This is a genomic window from Myxococcus qinghaiensis (genome assembly GCF_024198215.1).
Lineage (GTDB): Bacteria > Myxococcota > Myxococcia > Myxococcales > Myxococcaceae > Myxococcus > Myxococcus qinghaiensis.
Map to the genome: position 1 here is coordinate 251,186 of NZ_JAKCFA010000003.1, position 19,949 is coordinate 271,134.

The following is a 19,949-nucleotide window of genomic DNA, read 5'->3' on the forward strand; positions in this document are numbered from 1 at the left end:
GACCGCCATTCAAAGTAGCACTTCCGCCAGGAAAACCAATGGGTTGACGAGCACCGTCGCGAAGTTCACCTTGGCGCGCATGACGCATGAGCAGGGACACCTCTCCGAAGACGCCCGGGCCATCATCGCCGAGGAGGAAGCGCTGCTCTCGCGCGTCCAGGCGACACTGGAGCTCGCGCGCCGCAAGGCAGGACGGGCGCTGGAGAACCAGGCGCTCGTCGACCAGCTCCAGGCGCTGCGCGACGAGGCGACGAGCGCGGCCGAGGCCGACCTGCCCCACCTCTTCTTCCAGATGGACCAGACGCGGGCCCTGTTGGACAGACAGGAGAGCGCCCAGCTCCCGGACTCGCAGGCGCCCTACTTCGCGCACCTGCGCCTGCATGGCGACGCGGGCCCCCGTGACTACCTGCTGGGGCGCACCACCTTCGCGGACGTGGGCGCCGGGGTGCGCGTCATCGACTGGCGCTTCGCCCCCATCGCCCGCGTCTTCTACTCGTACGAGGAGGGCGACGCGTACGAGGAGCAGTTCGGAGAGCGACTGGCGGAGGGCACCGTGGAGGTGCGGCGCCTGGTGGTCATCGAGCGCGGCGTGCTGACGCGCATCATCTCCGGCGCCCTGGTCCTGGAGCGCGCGCAGGACGGCACGTGGCACGGCGTGGGCCGCGACGTCAGCGCGTTGCGCGAGGGAGGCGCGGGCTCGGCGGCGAGGCCCGGGGCCATGGGCACCGGCAAGGGCGCCAGGCGCGTCGAAGATGCCTTCGGCGTCACGGCCATGCTGGACGCCGAGCAGTACGACGCCGTCAGCGTGGCGGCCTCCCATCCCCTGCTGGTGCTGGGCAGCGCGGGCAGCGGGAAGACGACGGTGGCCCTGCACCGGCTGGCGAAAATCGCCTTCGACGACCCGAACACGTACCCGCAGGCGCGCATGAAGCTCATCGTCCCCGAGGAGGGCCTGGCCCGGCTGTCGCGCCGGCTGCTGGCGCCCCTGGGCCTGGGCCGCGTCTCGGTGGACACGCTGGACCACTGGCTGCTCGCGACGGCGCGCTCCGCGTTCAACCTGCCGGGCATCAAGCTGAGTCCGGAGACGTCGCCGCTCGTGTCGCGCTTCAAGCGGCACCCCGCGCTGCGGCCCCTGCTCCTCGGCCGCATCGGCGCGCCGAAGACGCAGGCGGGCACCACGCTGGAGCGGCTGCACCGGCGGCTGGCGGACGCGTACCTGGACCGGCACTTCCTCGACAACGTGGTGAGCCAGGCGAAGGGAGAGCTGCCGCGCACCGCCATCGACGAGGTGCTGGAGCACACGCGGCTGCAGCGCTCCACCCCGCTGGACAAGGAGCTCAAGGACATCACCGAGCCTGAGCGGCTCATCACCGTGGACGGCAAGGCCATCGAGGAGGACACGCCCTATGCGCTGGCCGGCACGGTGGACCTGGAGGACCTGCCCATCCTCATGTTCCTCAAGGCCCAGCACGGCCCGCTCGGGCTGGAGCGACTGGCCCACATCGTCCTGGACGAAGCGGAGGACTTCTCCCTCTTCGAGCTGTTCGTCGTGCGCAAGCTGTTGGGCAAGGGCCGCAGCTGCACGCTCGCGGGCGATGAGATGCAGCAGACGGAGTCGGGCTTCGCCGGCTGGCCCCAGGCGCTCGACGAGCTGGGCATCCGCGATGCGTCCACCTGCAGGCTGCAGGTCTCCTACCGCTGCCCCGCGCCCGTCGTCGAGCTGGCGCGCCAGGTGCTGGGCACCCAGGCCCCCGCGGAGTCGTCAGCGCAGCGGCCCCGCGCGGGCGCGCCGGTGGGCTTCCACCACTTCCCCGTGGAGGCGCAGGCCCAGCTCTTCGTCGGCGAGGCCCTGAGGGACCTCGTCGCGCGCGAGCCCCATGCCTCCGTGGGCGTCATCGCCAGCAGCCCCGAGTCGGCCGACGCCGTCTACCGCGTCGTGGCGGACCAGGCCTGGGCGCGCCGGGTGAAGGACGGGGAGTTCTCCTTCGAGCCCGGCGTGGACGTGACGGACGTGGGCAGCGTGAAGGGCCTGGAGTTCGACTACGTCATCCTCCCGGACGTCACCGCGCGCGCCTGGCCCGTGGATGACGAGTCCCGCCGCCGCCTGCACGTGGCGATAACCCGCACCTCCCATCAGCTCTGGGTGGTGTCCTCCGGCGCGCGCTCGCGCCTCATTCCGGAGGCTGTCGCGGCAGCTCCACGGTGAAGGTGGAGCCCTGGCCGGGCGCGCTGCGCACCAGGATGCGTCCGTCCATGGCGTCCACAATCTGCCGGACAATCCACAGGCCCAGGCCCAGGCCGCCGTAGTGCCGCTCGCTGGCGAGCCGCTCGAAGCGATGGAACAGGCGCGGCTGCGCATCCTCGGCGATGCCCACGCCCTCGTCGCGCACGGACAGCCAGACCCGCTGCGCGTCCCCGCCCACGTGCACCTCGATGGGGTGCCCCCGCCCGTACTTGATGGCGTTGGACAAGAGGTTCTGGAGCACCTGCTCGATCCGCAGCCGGTCCCACACCCCCGTCGCGGGTCCCGGTGCCTCCAGCCGCAGCGCGCACCCCGCCCGCGACAGCTCCTCCGCGTAGCGAGGCACCAGCTCCCGCGTGAGCGCGGCCAGGTCCAACGGCTCGCGCTCCAGCCGCAGCTTGCCCGCGGTGATGCGCGACACGTCCAACAGCTCGCGCACCAGGCTGGACAGCCGGGAGAGCTGTCGCTGCACGGCCGTCACCTTGTTGGAGACGGACTCGGACGCCACGTCCCCGGGGCTCGCGGCGGGAGACTCCAGCTGCCGGCGCAGCGCCTGGACATTGAGCGTCAGCGAGGTGAGCGGCGTGTTGAGCTCGTGCGAGGCGACGGAGAGGAACGAGTCCCGGGCGCGCACCGCCTCCTGCGCCTCCGTGTACAGCCGCCCGTTGTCCAGCGACGTGGCCGCGCGCCGCGCCAGGTCCTCGGCGAGCCGCACGTCCGCCTGCGTGTAGCGCCGGCCACCCTCGGTGTTGACGAGCGACAGCGCCCCGAGCACGCGGCCCCGGCTCATCAGGGGCACGATGATGTACGCCGTCACGCCCAGCGCCTGCGTCGCCTGGCGCCGCGTCTCGTCCGGAATGGACTGTGCGAGCATCTCGGGCCGCATCTCCGCGACGAACTCCGTGGCGCCCGTGCGCAGCACCTTGCCCACCCCGTGGGTCTGGTCCATCAGGATGGGGTAGCGCTCGTGGAACGCCCGCGCACGCTCCACCAGCTCCGGCCGCACGTGCGCCATGGCCACGCGCCGCACGCGCCCGTCGGGCAGCGGCACGTCCACGCTGCACCCATCCGCCAGCGGTGGCACCGCGAGGACGGTGAGGCGCGTGAGGATTTCGTCATGCTCCAGCGACGACGTCATCACCTCGCTGGCCTGCGCCAGGAAGGCCGCGTGGCGCTGCGCGCGGCGCGTCTCGTCGTAGAGGCCCCGGAGGATGGCCTCCTGCTTCTTCTCCGACGTGTTCTCCCGCGAGAAGACGTAGACGCGCCCCTGCCCCCGGAACAGGCGCAGCATGAACCAGCGCTCCTGGGAGGCGAAGTGCCACTCGAAGTCCTCTGGCGCGCCCGCCGCCGCCACGCGCACGAAGCGCTGCTGGAGCTGCTCCCGAAGGGCCTCCGGATACAGCTCCCACAGGAAGCGGCCGAGCATCTCCTCCCGAGGACTTCCGAAGGCGCGCTCCATCGCCGGGTTCGCGTAGAGACACGCCCCTTCCGTCGCGCAGATGGAGACACTCTCCGGGAACTGGTCCCACAGAGCGGTGTCGAGTCCCTCCACGCCCACGGCGGGCGCGTCGACGCTGGAAAGCCCCTGTCCGGTCAAGTGATGGTCCACGCGCTCGGTGCGGATGCGGGTCAAGGCCCCCGGACTCCGCTTACCACTTCCCTCATGCAGCCCACCGCTACCTCCCACACGTCTGCTCGTCACACAACACTCGACGGCCTCGTGGGGCAAGTCCTCAGGGGCTTGGGGGCGGAGCGGGAGCAGGCAGCGGCAAGCGCACGGTGAAACAGGCTCCCTGGCCCGGGGTGCTCGTCACGGACAGGGTGCCCCCGTGGAGCTCGACGAGCTGCCGGGAGATCCACAGCCCCAACCCGAAGCCGGGGCGCCTCGAGTCCAGGCGCGAGAAGCGCTGGAACAGCCGCTCCTGGTCCTCCGGGGAGATGCCCGCTCCCCCGTCCTTCACCCACAACAGCACGGCCTGGCCCTCCTCGCGGAGCGCCACTTCAATCGCCGTCCCCGCCGCGTGCCGCAGGGCATTGGTGAGCAGGTTGGTGAAGACCTGCTCCACGCGCGTGCGGTCCCACGCGCCCACGATTCCGAGCGGGGCGCGCAGGCACAAATCACACCCCGCGCGCCGCACGTCCTCCTCCATCCGCTCCACGGTGTGGCGGACGAGCTGCCCCAGGTCCACCTCCTCCAGGTCCAGCACCGGGCGCTGGGTGGAAAGGAGCGACACGTCCAGGAGCGTGGCGATGAGCCTGTCCAGCCGCCGGCACTGGTCCTGGACCCGGGCCAGTCGCCTGGGGACGTCCGAGGGCTCCAGCGCGCCAAGCCCCGCGGAGTGCACCAGGCCGTCCACGTAGAGCCGCAGCGACGTCAGGGGCGTGCGCAGCTCGTGGGAGGCCACGGACAGGAACTCGTCGCGCACCCGCAGCGCGGCCTCCAGGGCGGCCGTCCGCTCCGCCACCCGTTGCTCCAGCGCCCCCGCGGGCCGGCGCGACTCATCCGGAGAGCCCGCCGCGTGCTCGCCCTCGACGGGCGAACCCTTCCGACTCGTCTCCACCGCCATGCCCCGCGTCTCTAGCGGAGCAGGCGGCCCGCACCAATCCGGCGCCTGGCCAGGGCTCCCCGCAAGCTTCCACTATCCAACACGCGCGGGCCCCGCGCTCACGGCTGCTGCTGCCCCTGCTGGCTCTGCCGCCACTGCTCGCGGCGCTGCTCCGCCGCGCGGCGGTGCGCCAGCGACTCCTCCTCCTGGCGCGAGTACTCCGACAGCCGCGTGCGGTGCATGTTGATGCTCAGCTCGTACAAACCCTTGTCACGCTCGGGCAGCTTGTCGCCCTGCTCCGTGAGCACCGTGGTCGCGAACTGCAACATGTCCTCTGACACCTTGCGTCGTCGGTCGTAGTACCCGCGAATCTCCGACTCGGTGGCGTCACCCGACTGCACCCGGCCAAAGACTTCATTCCACTTGCGCGTCTCCTCCTCGCGCTTGCGCAGCAGCTCCGGGTCCTTCGTCGGCGCGCCCAGCTCCCAGTACAGGTTGTCCGGCAGCTTCGCGCGCAGCACCTCCAAATCCAAGGGATAGGCCGCGGGCTCGCCATCCACGTCAGGCCCGGGCTCCGGCGCCCGGTACGCCTCCGGAATGACGCTGCTTGTCATTCCCGGCGGAGGGGTGGGCGCGGCGGGCCGCGAGGGCACGGGCGCGACGGGGGGCGGCGAGGTGGGCGCGGTGGCCGTCTCTGGCTCGGGCACCGGGGGCGGCGCCTCTCCTCCGCTCAGGGCGAACACGAGCGCGGCCACCAGCGCCACACCCGCGAGCCCCGCCAGCCAGCCCAGCCGCTTCGACCCAGCTTTGTCGGACATGACGTCCGAATACCGCGTGCCTCGCGCACCTGGCAACCAACCCTTGTCATGCCGCAATGCATCACAATCCACCGGGGTGCTCGAAACATGAAACAACACATTCAGCACTGACTCCCGGGTCAACGTGAGCTAGAACCGGTTTCCCCCCAAACCCGGAGGAGCCTGCATGAAGCGCGTACTCGTGGCGTGCCTCGCTGTCGCTGCGCTGATGGTCCCCAGCGCCGCCCGCTCGGAAGTCATCGTCTCATCCATCGTCAGCGTGCTGGTGGATGGCGGCAACAACTACAACTGGCAGAAGGTGGAGCTGCCTGGGACGAAGTGTGGCAATGGCTCCCAGTTCAAGTTCTTCGTCCACAAGACGAACTCGCCCAACGTGCTGATGCTCCTCGAGGGCGGCGGCGCGTGCTGGGACTACGACACCTGTAGCGGCCGCGCGGGCCTCCTTGGCGCGGCGAACCCCAACGGCATCGCCGACGACTACATCACCCAGTTCACGGCGAAGTACGTCTCGCCGCTCGTCAACGGCGCCGACCCGGGCCTGCCGGGCCGCAGCAAGACGACGCTGGTGACGAACGGCTGGAACATCGTCTACGTGCCGTACTGCACCGGCGACGTGCACATCGGCAACAACTCGAAGACGTACGTGGACCCGACGGGCGCGAACCCGCCGCTCACGTGGCACCACAGCGGCTACACCAACACCCTGGCGGTGGCGAACTACACGAAGTCGCAGTTCCCCAACGTGCAGAAGTTCCTGATGACGGGCTACAGCGCGGGCGGCACGGCGACGTCGGCGGGCTACTACTTCGCGCGTCGCATCATCAACCCGGCGCGGGGCTACCTGCTCAACGACTCCGGCCCCATCTTCCTGGCGCCCAACGCCAACTTCAAGTCGCGCGCCCTGCACGACAAGATTCGCGAGTCGTGGAACCTGAACTCCGTGTTCGGCCTGCTGCCCGCGTCGTTCAGCCAGAACGACTTCGGCACCATCAACCGCATGGTGGCCACGGAGTTCCCGAATGACCAGCTCGCGTACACGGGCTACACGCGTGACTACAACTACTCGCGCTTCTCCTATGAGCGCTTCCACACGCCGAACGACAAGGAGTCCGTGCACGCGTACTGGAAGGCGGACGAGGCCGCGATGGTGGCGGAGCTGAACAAGTACAACAACTTCAGCTACTTCATCCCGCACGAGCGCGCCATCAACTCCAGCCACTGCAGCACCATCATCACCTTCATCGGCTCGCACGCCTGCCAGCAGATGGAGAAGAAGAAGTGGTACGAGTACATCGAAGCGCCGTGGCAGTCGTGGAAGTGCCGCAGCGAGTTCGTGGGCATGGACACGTTCCTCACGCGCTTCGTGGGCAACAACCAGCGCGTGCGCATCTACGAGCCCGCCAACGGCTACAACGCCGAGGACCCGGGCATGGGCATCGTCGCGCCGCTCATCAACGGCGCGCTGGGCGGGTAGTTCACCGGCCCACCGGCTGAAGCAGTCGCTGCACCAGCCGTATCGCTGGCGACGGGACGCAAGGCGTTGTCTTGCGTCCCGCCGCTGGCCCCCGTGCGAAGAAGGCGCTAGAGCCACACCGCGCCATGGACAACCTCACGCACGGGCTCTTGGGACTGGCTGTCGGCGCGCTGCGCCGGCCCGACGTACGCCCCGACTCACCGGAGCGCTCTTCATCCACGGACCGCGCGGTGCTGCTGGCGAGCGTGCTGGCCGCCGAGCTGCCGGACCTGGACACCCTCCTGGCACGCGGTGACGCGGTGACGGTGGCGCTGCATGCGCACCGGGGCCTGTCCCACTCGCTTGTCTTCGCGCCCGTCGTCGCCCTCATCGCCACGCTCATGGCCTGGGCCGTGTTCCGCCAGGGCACGCGGCCGCTCCCGGTGTTCCTCTCCAGCCTGACGTCCGTGCTCTTCGCGCACCTGCTCCCCGACTTGTGGACCGGCTGGGGCACGCGGGTGCTGCTGCCCTTCTCCGATGCGCGGCTGAGCCTGGACTGGACGGTGGTGGTGGACCCGTGGGTGACGCTGCCGCTGGTGGCGGGGACGGTGGTGGCGTGGCGACGGCGCACGGTGTGGCGGCGCGCGCTGCTGGTGGGGCTCGCCTGCGCCACGGCCTATGTGGGCGCGCGCGTCGCGTCCTGGGGCGTGCTGACGCGGCGGGTGGACGGCACATACCCTGGCGCCCAGGCCGTCCGCGTCTTCCCCGCGCCCCTCTCCTTCAACACGTGGAGGTACGTGGCGCGCCTTCCCGGCGAAGTCCTGGCCGCGGGGGACGTGACGTTGCTCGGCGCGCCAAGGGAGGCCCGCAGGGTGGAGGCCCCCCTGGATGTGCTGCCCGTGGAACTGCGCGAGGTGCCCACCGTGCGCGAGGCCCTGGCCTGGGCGCGCTTCCCGGTGGTGACGGTGACGCCGGTGGAGGGGGGACGCGAGGTGCGCGTCGCGGACCTGCGCTACCACCTGAATGGCGAGCCCACGCTCACCTTCGTGGTGCGCGTGGACACAGCGGGGACGGTGACGGACGCGAGGCTGGAGCGAGGCGGCAGCGCCTCCGAGCTGCTGCGCCGGTGGCGCGGTGGAGACGCCGAGCCGAAGCCCGAAGCTCCCTGACACGGACGGCGAGGGTGCTACCCTTCGAGTCACATGCCCGGGTCCAAAGGGGACCTCGCGGCGGGACGAGAGCGCCCTGACGCGGCGGCGCGGAGTCTGCTGCCCTTCGAGCCCCAGGCTCGGACCCGAAGGGGACCTCGCTGCGGGACGAGAGCGCCCTGACGCGGCGGCGCGGAGTCTGCTGCCCTTCGAGCCCCAGGCTCGGACCCGAAGGGAACCTCGCGGCGGGACGAGAGCGCCCCGCCGCGAGACGACGGACTCAGCTCAGGTGAGGCCCGACAGCGGGCCCTTGAAGTCCGGGTGGCCGAAGGTGTTCACGTTCACCCCGAAGGCCTGGGCGATGGACACCAGCAGCTTGTTGTGGGCGACCGCGCCCGTCAGCGGCGTCCCGGGCCCGCCCCAGTTGTTCAGAGGGTTGGAGCCGGCGGGACGCAGGCGCAGGAAGCGGCCCATGCGGAACTTCCCGGCCGCGCCGCCCGCGAGCACCGTGGGCACGCGCACGTTCATGTGGCCGGACGCATCTCCCAGCTCGTTGCCCCAGAGGATGAGGGTGTTGTCCAGCGCGGTGCCGCTGCCCTCCTGCACGGAGGCCAGGCCGTTCATGAGGTACGCCACCTGCTCGGCGTACCAGCGCTGCACCTTCACCATCTTCCCGCGAATCTCCGAGCGCAAGGGCTCCGCCGTCACGTCCAGGCGGTGCGCCAGGTCGTTGTGCGTGTCCTCATTGATGCCGAGCCACGGCATCGACGGGCCCGGAATCGTCATCGTCACCACGCGCGTCAAGTCACACGCGAAGGCCCGGACGATGAGGTCCATGTGGAGCTTGGTCAGCGTCGGCATGTTCTCCAGGTTGCCGAGCTGGCCCAAATCGTACCCCGGAGGCGCCGTGCCGCCGCTGCACGCGGCCTCCGCCGGCACCGGCTCCTGCGAGGGCGTGGGGGACGTGCCCAGCGAGCCCAGCCGGCGCTCGATGTCACGCAGCGACTCCAGATGCGTCTCCAGCTTCTGCCGCTCCGGGCCCGCCAGGCGGTTGCGCAGCCGGGTGGCGTCCTTGACCAGGTAGTCCAGGAGGCTCCTGCGACGCGCGACCGCGCGCGCGTTCTCCCCCGGGTCCGACGTGGGCGACGGCGCGTTGCCGAACAGGCGCTGGTAGACGCCCGCCGGGTCTCTCTCGAAGGGCACGCGCCCGCCGTTCGGCGTGAAGCTGATGCTGTTGTAGACGTGCTGGCCGCCGAACTGCTCCCACGCGTTGAGCTGGAGGGAGCGGAAGCGCGTGGCGCCGCCAATCTGCGCCGCGAGGACCTGGTCCAGCGAGGCGTTCTCCGGCAGGTCGTCACCGCTGGCGGTGTTGACCTTGCTGCCGGTGAGGAACGTGAGGGGGCCGCCCTCGTGGCCCGTCAAGCCGTGCTCGTAGAGCACCTGGTAGTCCAGGCCATCCAGCACCAGCAGCTTGGAGCGGTGGGCCTGGAGCGGCGACAGCATGGAGTTGGGGAAGTCGAGGGTGAAGTCCGTCTCGCCGCCCTGCGGGTTCCAGTACTCCGGCAGGCACCCGTGGGAGGTGAAGATGGCGATGAAGCGCATGGGGGGCGTGGTGCCCTGGGCATACGCGTCCGTGGTGCCGAGCAGGTTGGCCAGGGGCAGCGCCGCCGCCGAGCCCGCCAGGGTCTTTATCAGGGAGCGTCGTGAGAGTTCGCGGAGCATGGTGGCTACTCGGGGGAAGGGGTGCGCCGGTGGACGAAATACGGTGAGCGGACGAGGCCGACGAGGGCATCGCCCAGCTTCAGCTTCGGGTCCGCGCGGAAGCGCGAGCGCATGTCGGTGAGCACCGGCCCATCGACGGTGTCCTCGTCCCGCCCCATGACGTAGCGGAAGAGCTGCAGCGGCACGCAGTTGGCCACGTCCTCGCTGCTGGCGAGCCAGCGCGCGAGCTCGGCGCCGCCCGTGAAGGTGAACTTGCCTTCGGCGTACTCGACGGAGCCGCTGGCATCCACGTCCAGGCCGTTCTCCTTCGTGCGGTACTTGCCCACGCCGTCGTAGTCCTCCATGCCGAAGCCGATGGGGTCCAGCTGTCGGTGGCAGCCCGCGCAGGTGGGGTTGTCGGTGTGGGCGGCGAAGCGCGCGCGGGTGGTGCTGTCCGGCGTGACGGCGGGCGGGATGATGATGACGGACGGCGGGGGCGGCGGGACGTCACGGCACAAGAGGCGCGTGAGGACGAACTTGCCGCGGCGGATGGGCGAGCTGGAGTCGAACAGCGCGTACGTCGTCAGCACGCTCGCGTGCGTGAGGATGCCCACCCGGTTGGCCGGCAGCGGCACCCGGCCGAGGCTGCCATCCGGCGTCAGCGACGTGCCGTAGAACTCCGACATCAGGCCGTTGGCGAAGGTGTAGTTCGCGCTCAACAGCTCCTTCACGGAGCCCCCCTCGTTGGCGAGGACGTGGTTGATGAAGGCCATCGTCTCAGCGCGCGCGGAGATCTTGAAGACCTGGCTGAAGTCCGGGAACACCTGGTTGTTCTTGTTGAGGCTGTCCAGGCCGGACAACCCGAGCCACTCCACGACGAAGCGCTCGAGGTACTTCTGGGAGGCCTCGGTCTTCAGCAGGCGACGCACCTGGGCCTCGCGCGCATCGGCCGTCTTGAGCCGCCCCGCGGCGGCGGCGTCTTTCAGCTCCGCGTCGGGAGGCGCGCCCGTCACCGCGAACGACAGCGCCGTCGCGATCTCCTGCTGCGTCAACCACACCACCTTGTTCGCGGGTCCACCCGACTCGCCCAGCTCCGTGCGGTACAGGAACGACGCCGACGTCAGCACGGCCTGGATGACCGTCTCCGCCGCCGTCTTCGGGTCCGAGTCCTTGAGCACCGCCTTCCACAGCGCGAGCAGGTCCGCTTCGTCCTCGGCCGTCACCGGCCGGCGGAAGGCCCGAGCGCCCAGCGCGCGGATGAACGCCTTCGCGCAGTCGTCCTCGTTCTGCCCCGCGGCGCAGGCGTACTCGCTGGCCAGGTTGTTGACGGCGACAGGGCCCCAGTTGCGCTCCGCCGCGGAGTCGAGCTGGTCGGCGAGCAGCGGCGTCACCTGGAGCCGGTCATGCGTGGTGTAGCCGAGGATGGCGTCTTCGGGCGCGAAGAGCTGCGCCATGGGCACCAGCGTGGGGTTCTTCACGATGCTGTAGACGCTGTTGTCGTATTCGGCCCGGGTGATGCGACGCACGCGCGCGGGGGCTGCCTCCGATACCTCGGGAGGGTCTCCGCCGGATGTGTCGCCTGAGCAGGATGCGGTCACCAACAGCAGTGCCGCGGGGAGGCAGTAACGAACGATTCTCATGCGAAAGGCACCCTCTGGCCCAGCAGCCCCCAGAAACCCCCTCTGAAGCGCCGGTACGCAGGCGAGTGTAACCGCGCGCGCTGTCGCGGCCTCGGCACTTTTTGACGCACCATGTGAGGGCCGCGCTCCACGCTCTTCCAAGCCCGCGAGAAACGTCAGCGCACGCGCCCGACAGTCGCCTACGTCCACGTCGCGCGCCCCACGTGCGCGAGCCCCGCAGCAGTGGAGTGGAGCTGACCCACGCGACACTCGCCCACCCGCGAATGCCCGCCCTTCATCCGAGCAGACGAGCCCTCACGCGCGCACAGCGCTTGTCAGTGCTCACACGGTGCGCACGCGGTGCTCGACACCGCCGGGGCCCGCGACCATCAGGTCCGTGGCCACGCCGAGGAACAGGCCATGACCGACGATGCCCGCGCGCGCGCCCAGTCGCGCGGCCAGCTCCGACGGCGCGTCGAGGGGACCGAAGGCGCAGTCGAGCACGAGGTTGCCCTGGTCCGTGAGGAAGGGCACGCCGTCGGTGCCCCGGCGTGGCGTCACGCGCGCGCCGAGCGACTCCAGGAAGAGCTGCTGCGAGCGCCAGCCGAACGACAGCACCTCCACCGGCACGGGCCAGTGGGTGCCGAGCTTCGGTGACAGCTTCGCTACGTCCGCGATGATGACGACGCGGCGGCTGGCCTGGGCGACAATCTTCTCGCGCAGGAGCGCGCCACCACCGCCCTTGATGACGGACAGGTCCGGCGCCACCTCGTCGGCGCCGTCGATGGTGACGTCCAGCTCCGGGTGCTCCTCCAGCGTGGTGAGGGGAATGCTCAGCTCCAGCGCCAGCGCCTCGGTGGCATGCGACGTGGGGACACCCACGACGTCGAGCAGGTGGCCCTGCGCGCGCAGCGCCGCCAGCCGCCTCACTGCGAAGGCCGCGGTGCTGCCAGTGCCCAGGCCCACGCGCATCCCCGGCAGGAAGAACCGGTCCACCGCCGCCTCGGCCGCCGCTCGCTTGTAGCGGCCCGTCCGCGCGCTCGAGTCGAACTCCATCACCCCGCTCCTTCGTCCATCCTGCCGCGTGAGGGAAAGGTACATCGCCTCGCGGGGAACGGGTGTCGACGCTCGCCACCCGACACGCGCCCCCAGCGAGAGCTCGAAGGCTCGGCTCCGCCTAGAAGCGGAAGAGGATGGAGTCGTAGCCGCCCGCGCTGGTGCTTCCAGGCAGGCTGCCCCAGGTGTAGCCCACCGCGTACGCGGCCCCGTCAGCGCCCACGGTGACGGCCTGCCCGCGGTCCGCCGCGCTGGAGCCCACCTGCCGCGTGCCGAGCCGGTTGCCCGCGGTGTCGTACGTGGACAGGAACACGTCGCCGCTGCCCAGCGACACGTTGCCGTCCAGCGCGCCCGAGGTGTGGCCCACCAGGTGGACCGCGCCGTTCGTGTCCACCGCCACGCCCTGCGCGTAGTCCGTCGTCGTCGTGCCCAGCTGCCGCGTCCACTTCCTGCCGCCCGCCGCGTCGTACTTCACCAGCACCGCGTCGTACGTGCCCACGCGGACATTCCCGTCGAGCGCGCCGAAGGTGTAGCCGGACACGTAGGCCGCGCCGTCCTCGTCCACCGCCACACCCGTGCCGTACTCGTCGCTCGCGGAGCCCAGCTGGCGGACCCACTGCGCGGCGCCGAGCACGTCGTACTTCGCCAGGAAGAGGTCCACCGTCGTTCCCGGAAGGGTGACACCGTCCAGGCTGCCCATCGTGTAGCCGGCGACGTAGACGTCCTCGCTCGGGCCCACCGCCACGCCCAGGGCCACGTCGCTCCGGCCTGAGCCGAACTGCCGCGTCCAGTACGGGTTGCCGCCGGTGTCGAACTTGGCCACCACCACGTCGTAGTTGCCCGGCGAGGGCGTCCCGTCGATTCGCCCCAGCGAGTAGCCGGAGATGAAGAGGCCGTCCTGCCCCGCGCGGCGCGTGACGGCGATGCCCGTGGCGAAGTCGTCCGTCTCCGTTCCGAACTGCTGCACCCAGGCCAGCGCGCCCGTCGCGTCGAGCTTCAGCACGAAGAAGTCCGTGCCCCCCGCGTTCACGAACGGCAGGAAGCTGCCCCACGTGTAGCCCGCGACGTAGACGTTGCCCGCCAGGTCCGCTGTCACCGCCAGCGCCCGGTCATTCATCGCCGTGCCCACCTGCCGGACCCACGCAAGCGCGCCGTCCAAGCCATACTTCGCGACGAAGACGTCCTGGCCACCCGACGACGGCGTGGAGCCGAGCTGTCCACCGGTGTGGCCCGCCACATAGACGGCGTCGCCCACGGAGGACACGGACAGCGCCAGCTCGTCCGCGGTGCTTCCCAGTTGTCGTTGCCAGTCAGGCGGCGTCAGGGCCTGGGCACTCGCGGGCAGTGTTCCCAGGATGGCCACCGCGCTCGCGACACCACACGCTCCACTCCACCACTTCCGAATCATGGGGACTCCTATCGAGATGAAAGTTTCCGCCCGCACTCTGACGTGTGTCCCGGGCGCGAAGCATCTCGGAAGGAGAGCCCCTCTGTTCGGAAAGGGGCGACGCGGAGCGTTGGGCACTCCGCGTCACACCAGGGGCCAGCCCGAAGCAGGCCCCCGGTTCAACAGCTCGACAGCTCAGATGTTCCAGCTACCTCGGATGCCCAGCATGATGAGGCCGTACGGGCCGTCCTCGGCGAAGCCCAGCGGCGTCTTCTGGGGCGCCGGCAACACGGGGGCCGTCAGCGTGGTGTCGCCGGAGCGCGTCGTGTACCGCGCGTAGGTGCCGGTGAGGTAGGGGCCGAAGGACAGCGAGTGCCCCAGCCGCCACTTGCCACCCACGGTGACGTTCACGAACTCGGGGCCGCGCGTCTGGCTCTTCAGCTCCAGGTTCGCCGTCACCGGACCGGCCTGCGTCGGAATCTGCGTGGGGCCGGAGTTCTTGTTGTTGAGGATCACCATGCCGAAGCCGACGCCGACGAAGGGGTCGAACGAGGCCGTGGGAGAGAAGTGATACTGCACCTGAGGACCGAACCGCAGCTGCGAGGCCGCGCACTCCCAACCCTCGAAGCAGGAGTACGGGTTCTCCTTGGCGAGGATGTACGAGTAGCTCCCGTAGGCGCCGACGAACCAGTTCGGCGTCACGCGGTAGCCCAGCTCCACCAGGAAGGGCACCGCGCCGTTCGCGGCGTCGCTCAACTTCACATCACCCACGGTGCGGTCCAGCCGCATACCGTTCTTGTAGACGTATCCCGCTCCCGCCTGAAACCCGAGGCCGACCGTGACTTCCAGTCCCGTCGGCGCGCTGTACGTCGCGACTTCCTGAGCGCTCGCGCCCGCGGAACCCAATGCGACCGCCGCTGCCAGGGCCCAACTCAGCCTTCCCGTCATAAACCCCTCCATAGAATGGAGAGTTGACTCTAGAACAGCAGCCATCACACAAGTAAGCCGCGCCGCGTCACGACTACGATTGTGACGGTGGGTCAGCACTGACTGTCAGCACCGTGCACAATGCGGGCGATGAACGTCACCTTGGAGCAGGCCCGCGCCTTGGATGCGCTCGCCCGCCACGGCACCTTCGCCGCCGCGGCGCAGGCGCTGGGAAAAGGGCACACGGCGGTGCTCTACACCCTGCGCACGCTGGAGGGGCAGACGGAGCTGGAGCTGCTCGACAGGCGTGGCTATCGCACGCGGCTGACGCCTGCGGGAGAGCGAGTGCTGGAGCACTGTCGCAAGCTGCTCGCGGCGGAGCGGGAGCTGGAGGCGACGTGCGCGGAGATTCGCGCCGGCTGGGAGCCCACGCTGCGCATCGTCTTCGACGGCGTCTTCCCGGCAGAGCCATTGTTACGCGTGGTGAAGGCGCTCAGGGCGGAGGGTGCGGGCACGCGATTCCATGTGTCATCGGAATTTCTCGCGGGAGTGGAAGCAGCCTTCGTGCGGGACGAGGCGGACCTGATGGTGTCCGTGCTGCCGCCCTCGCTGCCGGGCCTCCGGGGCTATGCGCTGCCGGAGCTGAAGGCGCTGCTCGTCGCGCATCGCTCCCATCCGCTGGCGCGGCGGCGGCGCGGGACGCTCCAGGAAGAGGAGTTGGCGGAGCACCTGCTGCTCACGGTGCGGGGCTCCGACCCCCGGCTCCAGCTCAGCACCGTCTCCCTGGAGATGCGCTCCACGGTGCACCTCAATGACTTCGCGGCGAAGAAGGCGGCCATCCTGGAGGGCCTGGGCTACGGGTGGCTGCCGGAGCACCTGGCCTCGCGCGAGCTGCGCCGGGGCGAGCTGAAGCTCCTGAAGCCGGCGAGCGGCTCCACCCATGCGTTCCTCCCCAAGCTCCACCACCGCGCGGGCGTGAGGCTGGGCCGCGCCGCGCGCCGCGTGGTGAAGACGCTCACCGGGACGGAGCCTCCGCAGTGACGTCCGCGTGGGTGTGAGGAGGGAACGCGCCGCGTGGTGAAGACACTCTCCGGAGCACAGCTTCCTCGGTGACGGCCCCGCGGGCGTGAGGCGTGGACCCCCGCCGTGTGGTGAAGACACTCACGGGGCAGCCTCCTCAGCAACGTCCGCGCGGGTGTGAGGCGGGGCCGCGTCCGGGACTACTGCGCGGCGGTGGTGCAGTCTCCCGTCACGTTCGGCGCCGCGCGCCCGTTCACCGTGTTGTCGGTGAAGACGTTGTCGGTGGCCACCACCAGCTCCACCGCGCCGCCGCCCCGGTTGCACACCACCACGCCGCCCGCGCCCGCGCGGTTGCGCAGGAAGCGGTTGCCGCGCAGCGTGAGGGCGCGGGTGCCCATGTCCTCCAGGTAGATGGCCGCGCCCGGCCCCTGCGTCACGAAGTTGTTCTCGAAGGTGTTGTTCTCGACCAGGTCGTTGTTCGGCTGGAAGTAGTGCAGCACGCCACCGCCGCCCAAATCATAGATGTTCTGCGCGTTGGGCCACGCGAGGAGCGGGCGCGGCTCGAGCGCGCTGGTGACGGCGCCCCGGAAGGCCTCCAGGCCGTTGTCTCGGAAGGTATTGCCCCGCACCACGGAGTCGCGCCCATGCGTCACGCACATGGCTCCGCCTCCCGCCATGGACGACGTGCCCGCCTGCGCGAAGCGGTCGATGTCCGACGTGCGATTGCCCTCGAACAGCGAGTCCTCCACGCGCGAGCCCACGGTGAACATCAAGTCCAGCGCGCCACACTTGGCCGAGGCCTGGTTGTCGCGAAACACGGCGTGGCGAATCGTCACCGGCCCCGGGTAGTAGGCCCACAGCGCGCCGCGCGTCTTGTCGCGGTTGCCGTTGTAGTCATTCTTGCGGACCTTCTCGAAGACCATGTGCTCGAAGACAGGGTCTCCATCGCCCACGGAGTTCTCTCCGAAGAAGTTCATCCCCCACCAGCCGTAGCGATTGGTGGACGTGAGCAGCACGGGCTTCTCCGCGGTGCCGCGCACCTGGATGCCGCCGTAGACGCGCACCTCCACGCGCCCGTCATGGTGGTTCACCACACTGTCGGGCGCGCCTGACTCCACGTCGGCCTCCGTCACCTCCGGGCGCCCCTTGAAGTCGAGGATGACGCCCGGCTGCACCGTGAGCACCTGTCCCTTGGGGATGGTGACGACGCCCTGCGCGTCGCCGAGCACGCGGTACGGCGAGCCCGCCTCCGTCAGCGTCCCGGACAGCGTGCCGGTGATGACGGTGCCTCCGTCCTCGGGAACCTCGATGATGGGTCCCGCATCGATGGGCCCCCCGTCTCCCGCGTCCGGTGTGCCACCGTCACCCTCGGGGACGACTCCGGGCTTCTCAGGCGTCGACGAGCAGGCCGTGACGAGCACCCCCAGCGTCAACACCGTCATGAGCAAGCGCTTCACACTCTCGGAGGCGGACGTGTCCATACCCGGCGCGCTAGCACGGCGTCGTGGCCGCTCGCAAACCGCGTCCGGACTGGTAGAAGCGCGCGCCATGTCGAACGAGGTCCTCGTCCTCTCCTACTCCGGCTGTTCCACCTGCAAGAAGGCGCTGAAGTGGCTGGAGGCCCAGGGGGTGCCCCACCGCGTGCGCCCCATCGTCGACAGCCCGCCCACTGTCGCGGAGCTGGCGCAGTGGATACCCCGTAGCGGGGTGTCCGTGCGCAAGTGGCTCAACACCAGCGGGCAGAGCTATCGCGCCCTGGGCAAGCCCAAGGTGGACGCGGCGAGTGACGCGGAGCTGCACACGTGGCTCGCCGCCGACGGCAAGCTCGTCAAGCGGCCCGTGCTCGTCACGCCCACCGTCGTCCTCGTGGGCTTCCAGCCGGAGAGCTGGGCGCGAGTGTTCCCCTCGGGAGGTTGAAGGCCGGGCGGGCGGGCGAGCGCACACACGCCCGAGCCTCGCGAAGCGCGCGGTCGCGTGAAGATTCCTCTGTATGGAATCCAGTGCCAGGCGTCCGCTCGGAGAGATTCTCCTGGAGATGGGAGTGCTCAACCGCGCCCAGCTCCGGGTCGGTCTGGTCCACCACCATGAGACGCACGTCCCATTGGGGCGCGCCCTGGTGCGGGAAGGCGTGTGCTCCGAAGCAGACGTGTTGCGTGGCCTCGCGGCGCAGCTCGGCGTGGAGGCCGTGGATCTGGACCGGACACCTCCCGAGCGCGGCATGGCGGACCTCCTCCCCTCCCGCATCGCGCGACAGCACCGCGCCGTGCCCCTGCGCGTGGAGCTGGTGCCCCTGGAGCAGGGTGAGCGCGAGGTCCTCCACATCGCCCTGCCCGCCCCCGTCTCCTTGGAGGCCGTGGACGCCGTGCGCGCCGTCACCGGCAAGCCGCGCGTGGAGGCCCACGTCGCCTCCGACACCGCCATCACCCGCGCCCTGTCGGAGCTGTACGGCATCGAGGAGCCCGCCGAGCCCGCCGCCACTCCCTCCCCCTCCCCTGGAGGCCCCCTGCTGCTCTACGGCTGGCCCCCCGTGACGGCCGTCCTCATCTCCCGGCAGCTCGCGCGCCACGGCCACCAGGCCCGCGTCGCCACGCCCCTGGACGTCCTCCACACCGGCCCTGGAGACGTGGTGCTCGCCCCCATCCAGGCCATGGAGGGGCTCCTCGCAGGCGAGGTCCACATCGAGGGCTCCCTCATCGTCCACGGCACTTCGGACGACGAGGGCTTCGAGCGGGCGCGTCAGCTCGGCGCCCGGGGCTTCCTCGCCAATCCCCGCGACGAGCAGCTCCTGCTGCGCGCCGTGCGCCGCCTGCGTCCCGGCGGCCCCTCATCCCTGTCCGGAGATCCGGGCTCCCCCCACCACTCCCACTGACGCAAGTCCCCCTGGGTATTCCGCGCCCCAGCCACGGGCGTGGAGCGCGACTGTCCGTGCGAGGGGGCCACACCTCCAGGCCGCGCCTCCACTTGATTCTCAAAAAATGAAGTCTGCGAGGAAACTCGTAGCGGCGGGTTCAGAGAATGAAGGCACATGGCGCCCCTTTGGGCGTCGCGGAAATCCAGCCGGAGCCCTTCATGTCCCCCCCGCGCATTGCCTACCGCCCGCCTCCGCCTCCGCCCCCTCCTCGTCGTGAGCCGCCCCCGCCCGTGCGCGACGAGCAGGCTCCTCGCAATGGGACGCAGGCGCGCAACCCGCGCGTGGACACGCAGACGCAGGGCAGCGTGGAGCAGCCGCGCGGCAACCTGGTGAGTGGCCAGTCCAGCTTCGAGGCGGGTGGCGCGCGCGCCGAGGCGAAGGGCAAGGGTCCTGGCGGCATCGACACCCACGCGTACGCGCAGGGCCCGTCCTTCACGGCGGATGCCCGGGTGGACGCGGACGTGGGCCTGTCCGGCATCGACGTGAATCTCGCGGTGGACATCGACGCCACGGCGGTGGAAGCGGGCGCCGGGGCCTCCAAGACGGTGGACTTCGAGATCGCCGGTGAGAAGTACTCGGTGGAGTTGGACCTGGAGGCCATGGGCAGGATTGGCGCCGACGGCCACATCAACCTGGACCTGCACGTGGGCACGGACGGCAACCTGTCCATCAACGCCTCCGCGTCGGGCTTCGCGGGCGCCCAGGCGAGCCTCACCGGTTCCATCGAGCTGAAGCACGAGGGCGACACCCTGGCCTCCGCCAGCGTCACCGCCAGCGCCAGCGCGGGTGTGAGCGGCGACGCGCACGCCAACATCGGTCTGGACAACGGCAACCTGGAGTTCGACGTGGGCGTCGAGGCCACCGCGGGCCTGGGCCTGGGTGTGGACATCGAGGGCTCGGTCAACGCGGGCAACGTGCTGAAGGCCGTGGGTGAGACGGCGGCCGCCGCGGGTGGCGAGATTCTGGAGAACGTGGCCGAGGGCGCCATCAACGCGGGCGGCGCGGTGGTGGACGCGGCCGGCGACGTCTTCTCCGGCGCGGTGGACAAGGGCAAGGACATCATCGAGGGCGTTGGCGACTTCCTCGGCCTGTAATGCAAAACCGGAGCATTCCGGCGATGC

Annotated in this window: 16 protein-coding genes; 7 read left to right on the forward strand and 9 right to left on the reverse strand. The window is 70.4% G+C overall.

Annotated features, from left to right (window positions below; genetic code table 11):
- Positions 1-79: 79 nt before the first annotated feature.
- The gene (locus LZ199_RS06095) at positions 80-2,206 is read left to right on the forward strand and encodes an ATP-binding domain-containing protein (protein WP_253992978.1); all 2,127 of its coding nucleotides are present in this window, start codon (positions 80-82) and stop codon (positions 2,204-2,206) included.
- Here LZ199_RS06095 and LZ199_RS06100 read toward each other — a convergent pair.
- The 3 genes from LZ199_RS06100 to LZ199_RS06110 form a co-directional block, all read right to left on the reverse strand.
- Complete coding sequence (locus LZ199_RS06100; RefSeq protein ID WP_253992695.1) at positions 2,172-3,875, reverse strand: PAS domain-containing sensor histidine kinase; 1,704 nt, start codon at positions 3,873-3,875, stop codon at positions 2,172-2,174. The two genes, LZ199_RS06095 and LZ199_RS06100, sit on opposite strands and share 35 nt — an antisense overlap.
- 100 nt (positions 3,876-3,975) lie before the next feature.
- Positions 3,976-4,809 (reverse strand): sensor histidine kinase, encoded by an 834-nt coding sequence (locus LZ199_RS06105; protein WP_253992696.1) that lies wholly within the window; start codon positions 4,807-4,809, stop codon positions 3,976-3,978.
- A gap of 98 nt (positions 4,810-4,907) precedes the next feature.
- The gene (locus LZ199_RS06110) at positions 4,908-5,606 is read right to left on the reverse strand and encodes a hypothetical protein (RefSeq protein WP_253992990.1); all 699 of its coding nucleotides are present in this window, start codon (positions 5,604-5,606) and stop codon (positions 4,908-4,910) included.
- Positions 5,607-5,772: 166 nt separating this feature from the next.
- Between LZ199_RS06110 and LZ199_RS06115 the strand changes: the two genes are divergently transcribed.
- On the forward strand, positions 5,773-7,080 hold the full coding sequence (locus LZ199_RS06115; RefSeq protein ID WP_253992697.1) for a pectinacetylesterase family protein: 1,308 nt from the start codon (positions 5,773-5,775) through the stop codon (positions 7,078-7,080).
- 125 nt (positions 7,081-7,205) lie between these two features.
- Positions 7,206-8,228: a metal-dependent hydrolase gene (locus tag LZ199_RS06120; protein WP_253992698.1), complete on the forward strand. Its 1,023-nt coding sequence runs from the start codon at positions 7,206-7,208 to the stop codon at positions 8,226-8,228.
- 264 nt (positions 8,229-8,492) lie between these two features.
- Here LZ199_RS06120 and LZ199_RS06125 read toward each other — a convergent pair whose 3' ends face one another.
- The 5 genes from LZ199_RS06125 to LZ199_RS06145 all read right to left on the reverse strand — a co-directional run bounded on the left by LZ199_RS06125 (position 8,493) and on the right by LZ199_RS06145 (position 14,918).
- Complete coding sequence (locus LZ199_RS06125; RefSeq protein WP_253992699.1) at positions 8,493-9,929, reverse strand: DUF1552 domain-containing protein; 1,437 nt, start codon at positions 9,927-9,929, stop codon at positions 8,493-8,495.
- 5 nt (positions 9,930-9,934) lie between these two features.
- Positions 9,935-11,548: a DUF1592 domain-containing protein gene (locus LZ199_RS06130; protein ID WP_253992700.1), complete on the reverse strand. Its 1,614-nt coding sequence runs from the start codon at positions 11,546-11,548 to the stop codon at positions 9,935-9,937.
- A 321-nt stretch (positions 11,549-11,869) separates the two neighbouring features.
- Positions 11,870-12,583: a ribose-5-phosphate isomerase RpiA gene (gene rpiA, locus LZ199_RS06135; protein ID WP_253992701.1), complete on the reverse strand. Its 714-nt coding sequence runs from the start codon at positions 12,581-12,583 to the stop codon at positions 11,870-11,872.
- Positions 12,584-12,704: 121 nt separating this feature from the next.
- Positions 12,705-13,991 carry an SBBP repeat-containing protein gene (locus LZ199_RS06140; RefSeq protein WP_253992702.1) on the reverse strand — a complete coding sequence of 429 codons (1,287 nt, stop codon included), beginning with the start codon at positions 13,989-13,991 and terminating at the stop codon, positions 12,705-12,707.
- 174 nt (positions 13,992-14,165) lie between these two features.
- Positions 14,166-14,918 carry an outer membrane beta-barrel protein gene (locus LZ199_RS06145; RefSeq protein WP_253992703.1) on the reverse strand — a complete coding sequence of 251 codons (753 nt, stop codon included), beginning with the start codon at positions 14,916-14,918 and terminating at the stop codon, positions 14,166-14,168.
- A gap of 129 nt (positions 14,919-15,047) precedes the next feature.
- On the opposite strand from LZ199_RS06145, the gene LZ199_RS06150 reads away from it, so the two are divergent.
- Complete coding sequence (locus tag LZ199_RS06150) at positions 15,048-15,938, forward strand: LysR family transcriptional regulator (protein ID WP_253992704.1); 891 nt, start codon at positions 15,048-15,050, stop codon at positions 15,936-15,938.
- Between the two features lie 179 nt (positions 15,939-16,117).
- On the opposite strand, the gene LZ199_RS06155 is transcribed toward LZ199_RS06150, so the two are convergent.
- Positions 16,118-17,359: a right-handed parallel beta-helix repeat-containing protein gene (locus LZ199_RS06155; protein ID WP_253992705.1), complete on the reverse strand. Its 1,242-nt coding sequence runs from the start codon at positions 17,357-17,359 to the stop codon at positions 16,118-16,120.
- Between the two features lie 106 nt (positions 17,360-17,465).
- Here LZ199_RS06155 and LZ199_RS06160 point away from each other — a divergent pair, with 106 nt between their 5' ends.
- The 3 genes from LZ199_RS06160 to LZ199_RS06170 all read left to right on the forward strand — a co-directional run bounded on the left by LZ199_RS06160 (position 17,466) and on the right by LZ199_RS06170 (position 19,922).
- Entirely contained in the window at positions 17,466-17,834 is a 369-nt protein-coding gene (locus LZ199_RS06160) for a Spx/MgsR family RNA polymerase-binding regulatory protein (RefSeq protein WP_253992706.1), read from the forward strand.
- A 73-nt stretch (positions 17,835-17,907) separates the two neighbouring features.
- Complete coding sequence (locus LZ199_RS06165; protein WP_253992707.1) at positions 17,908-18,786, forward strand: GspE/PulE/PilB domain-containing protein; 879 nt, start codon at positions 17,908-17,910, stop codon at positions 18,784-18,786.
- 200 nt (positions 18,787-18,986) lie between these two features.
- Entirely contained in the window at positions 18,987-19,922 is a 936-nt protein-coding gene (locus LZ199_RS06170) for a Circumsporozoite protein (protein WP_253992708.1), read from the forward strand.
- Positions 19,923-19,949 lie beyond the last annotated feature (27 nt).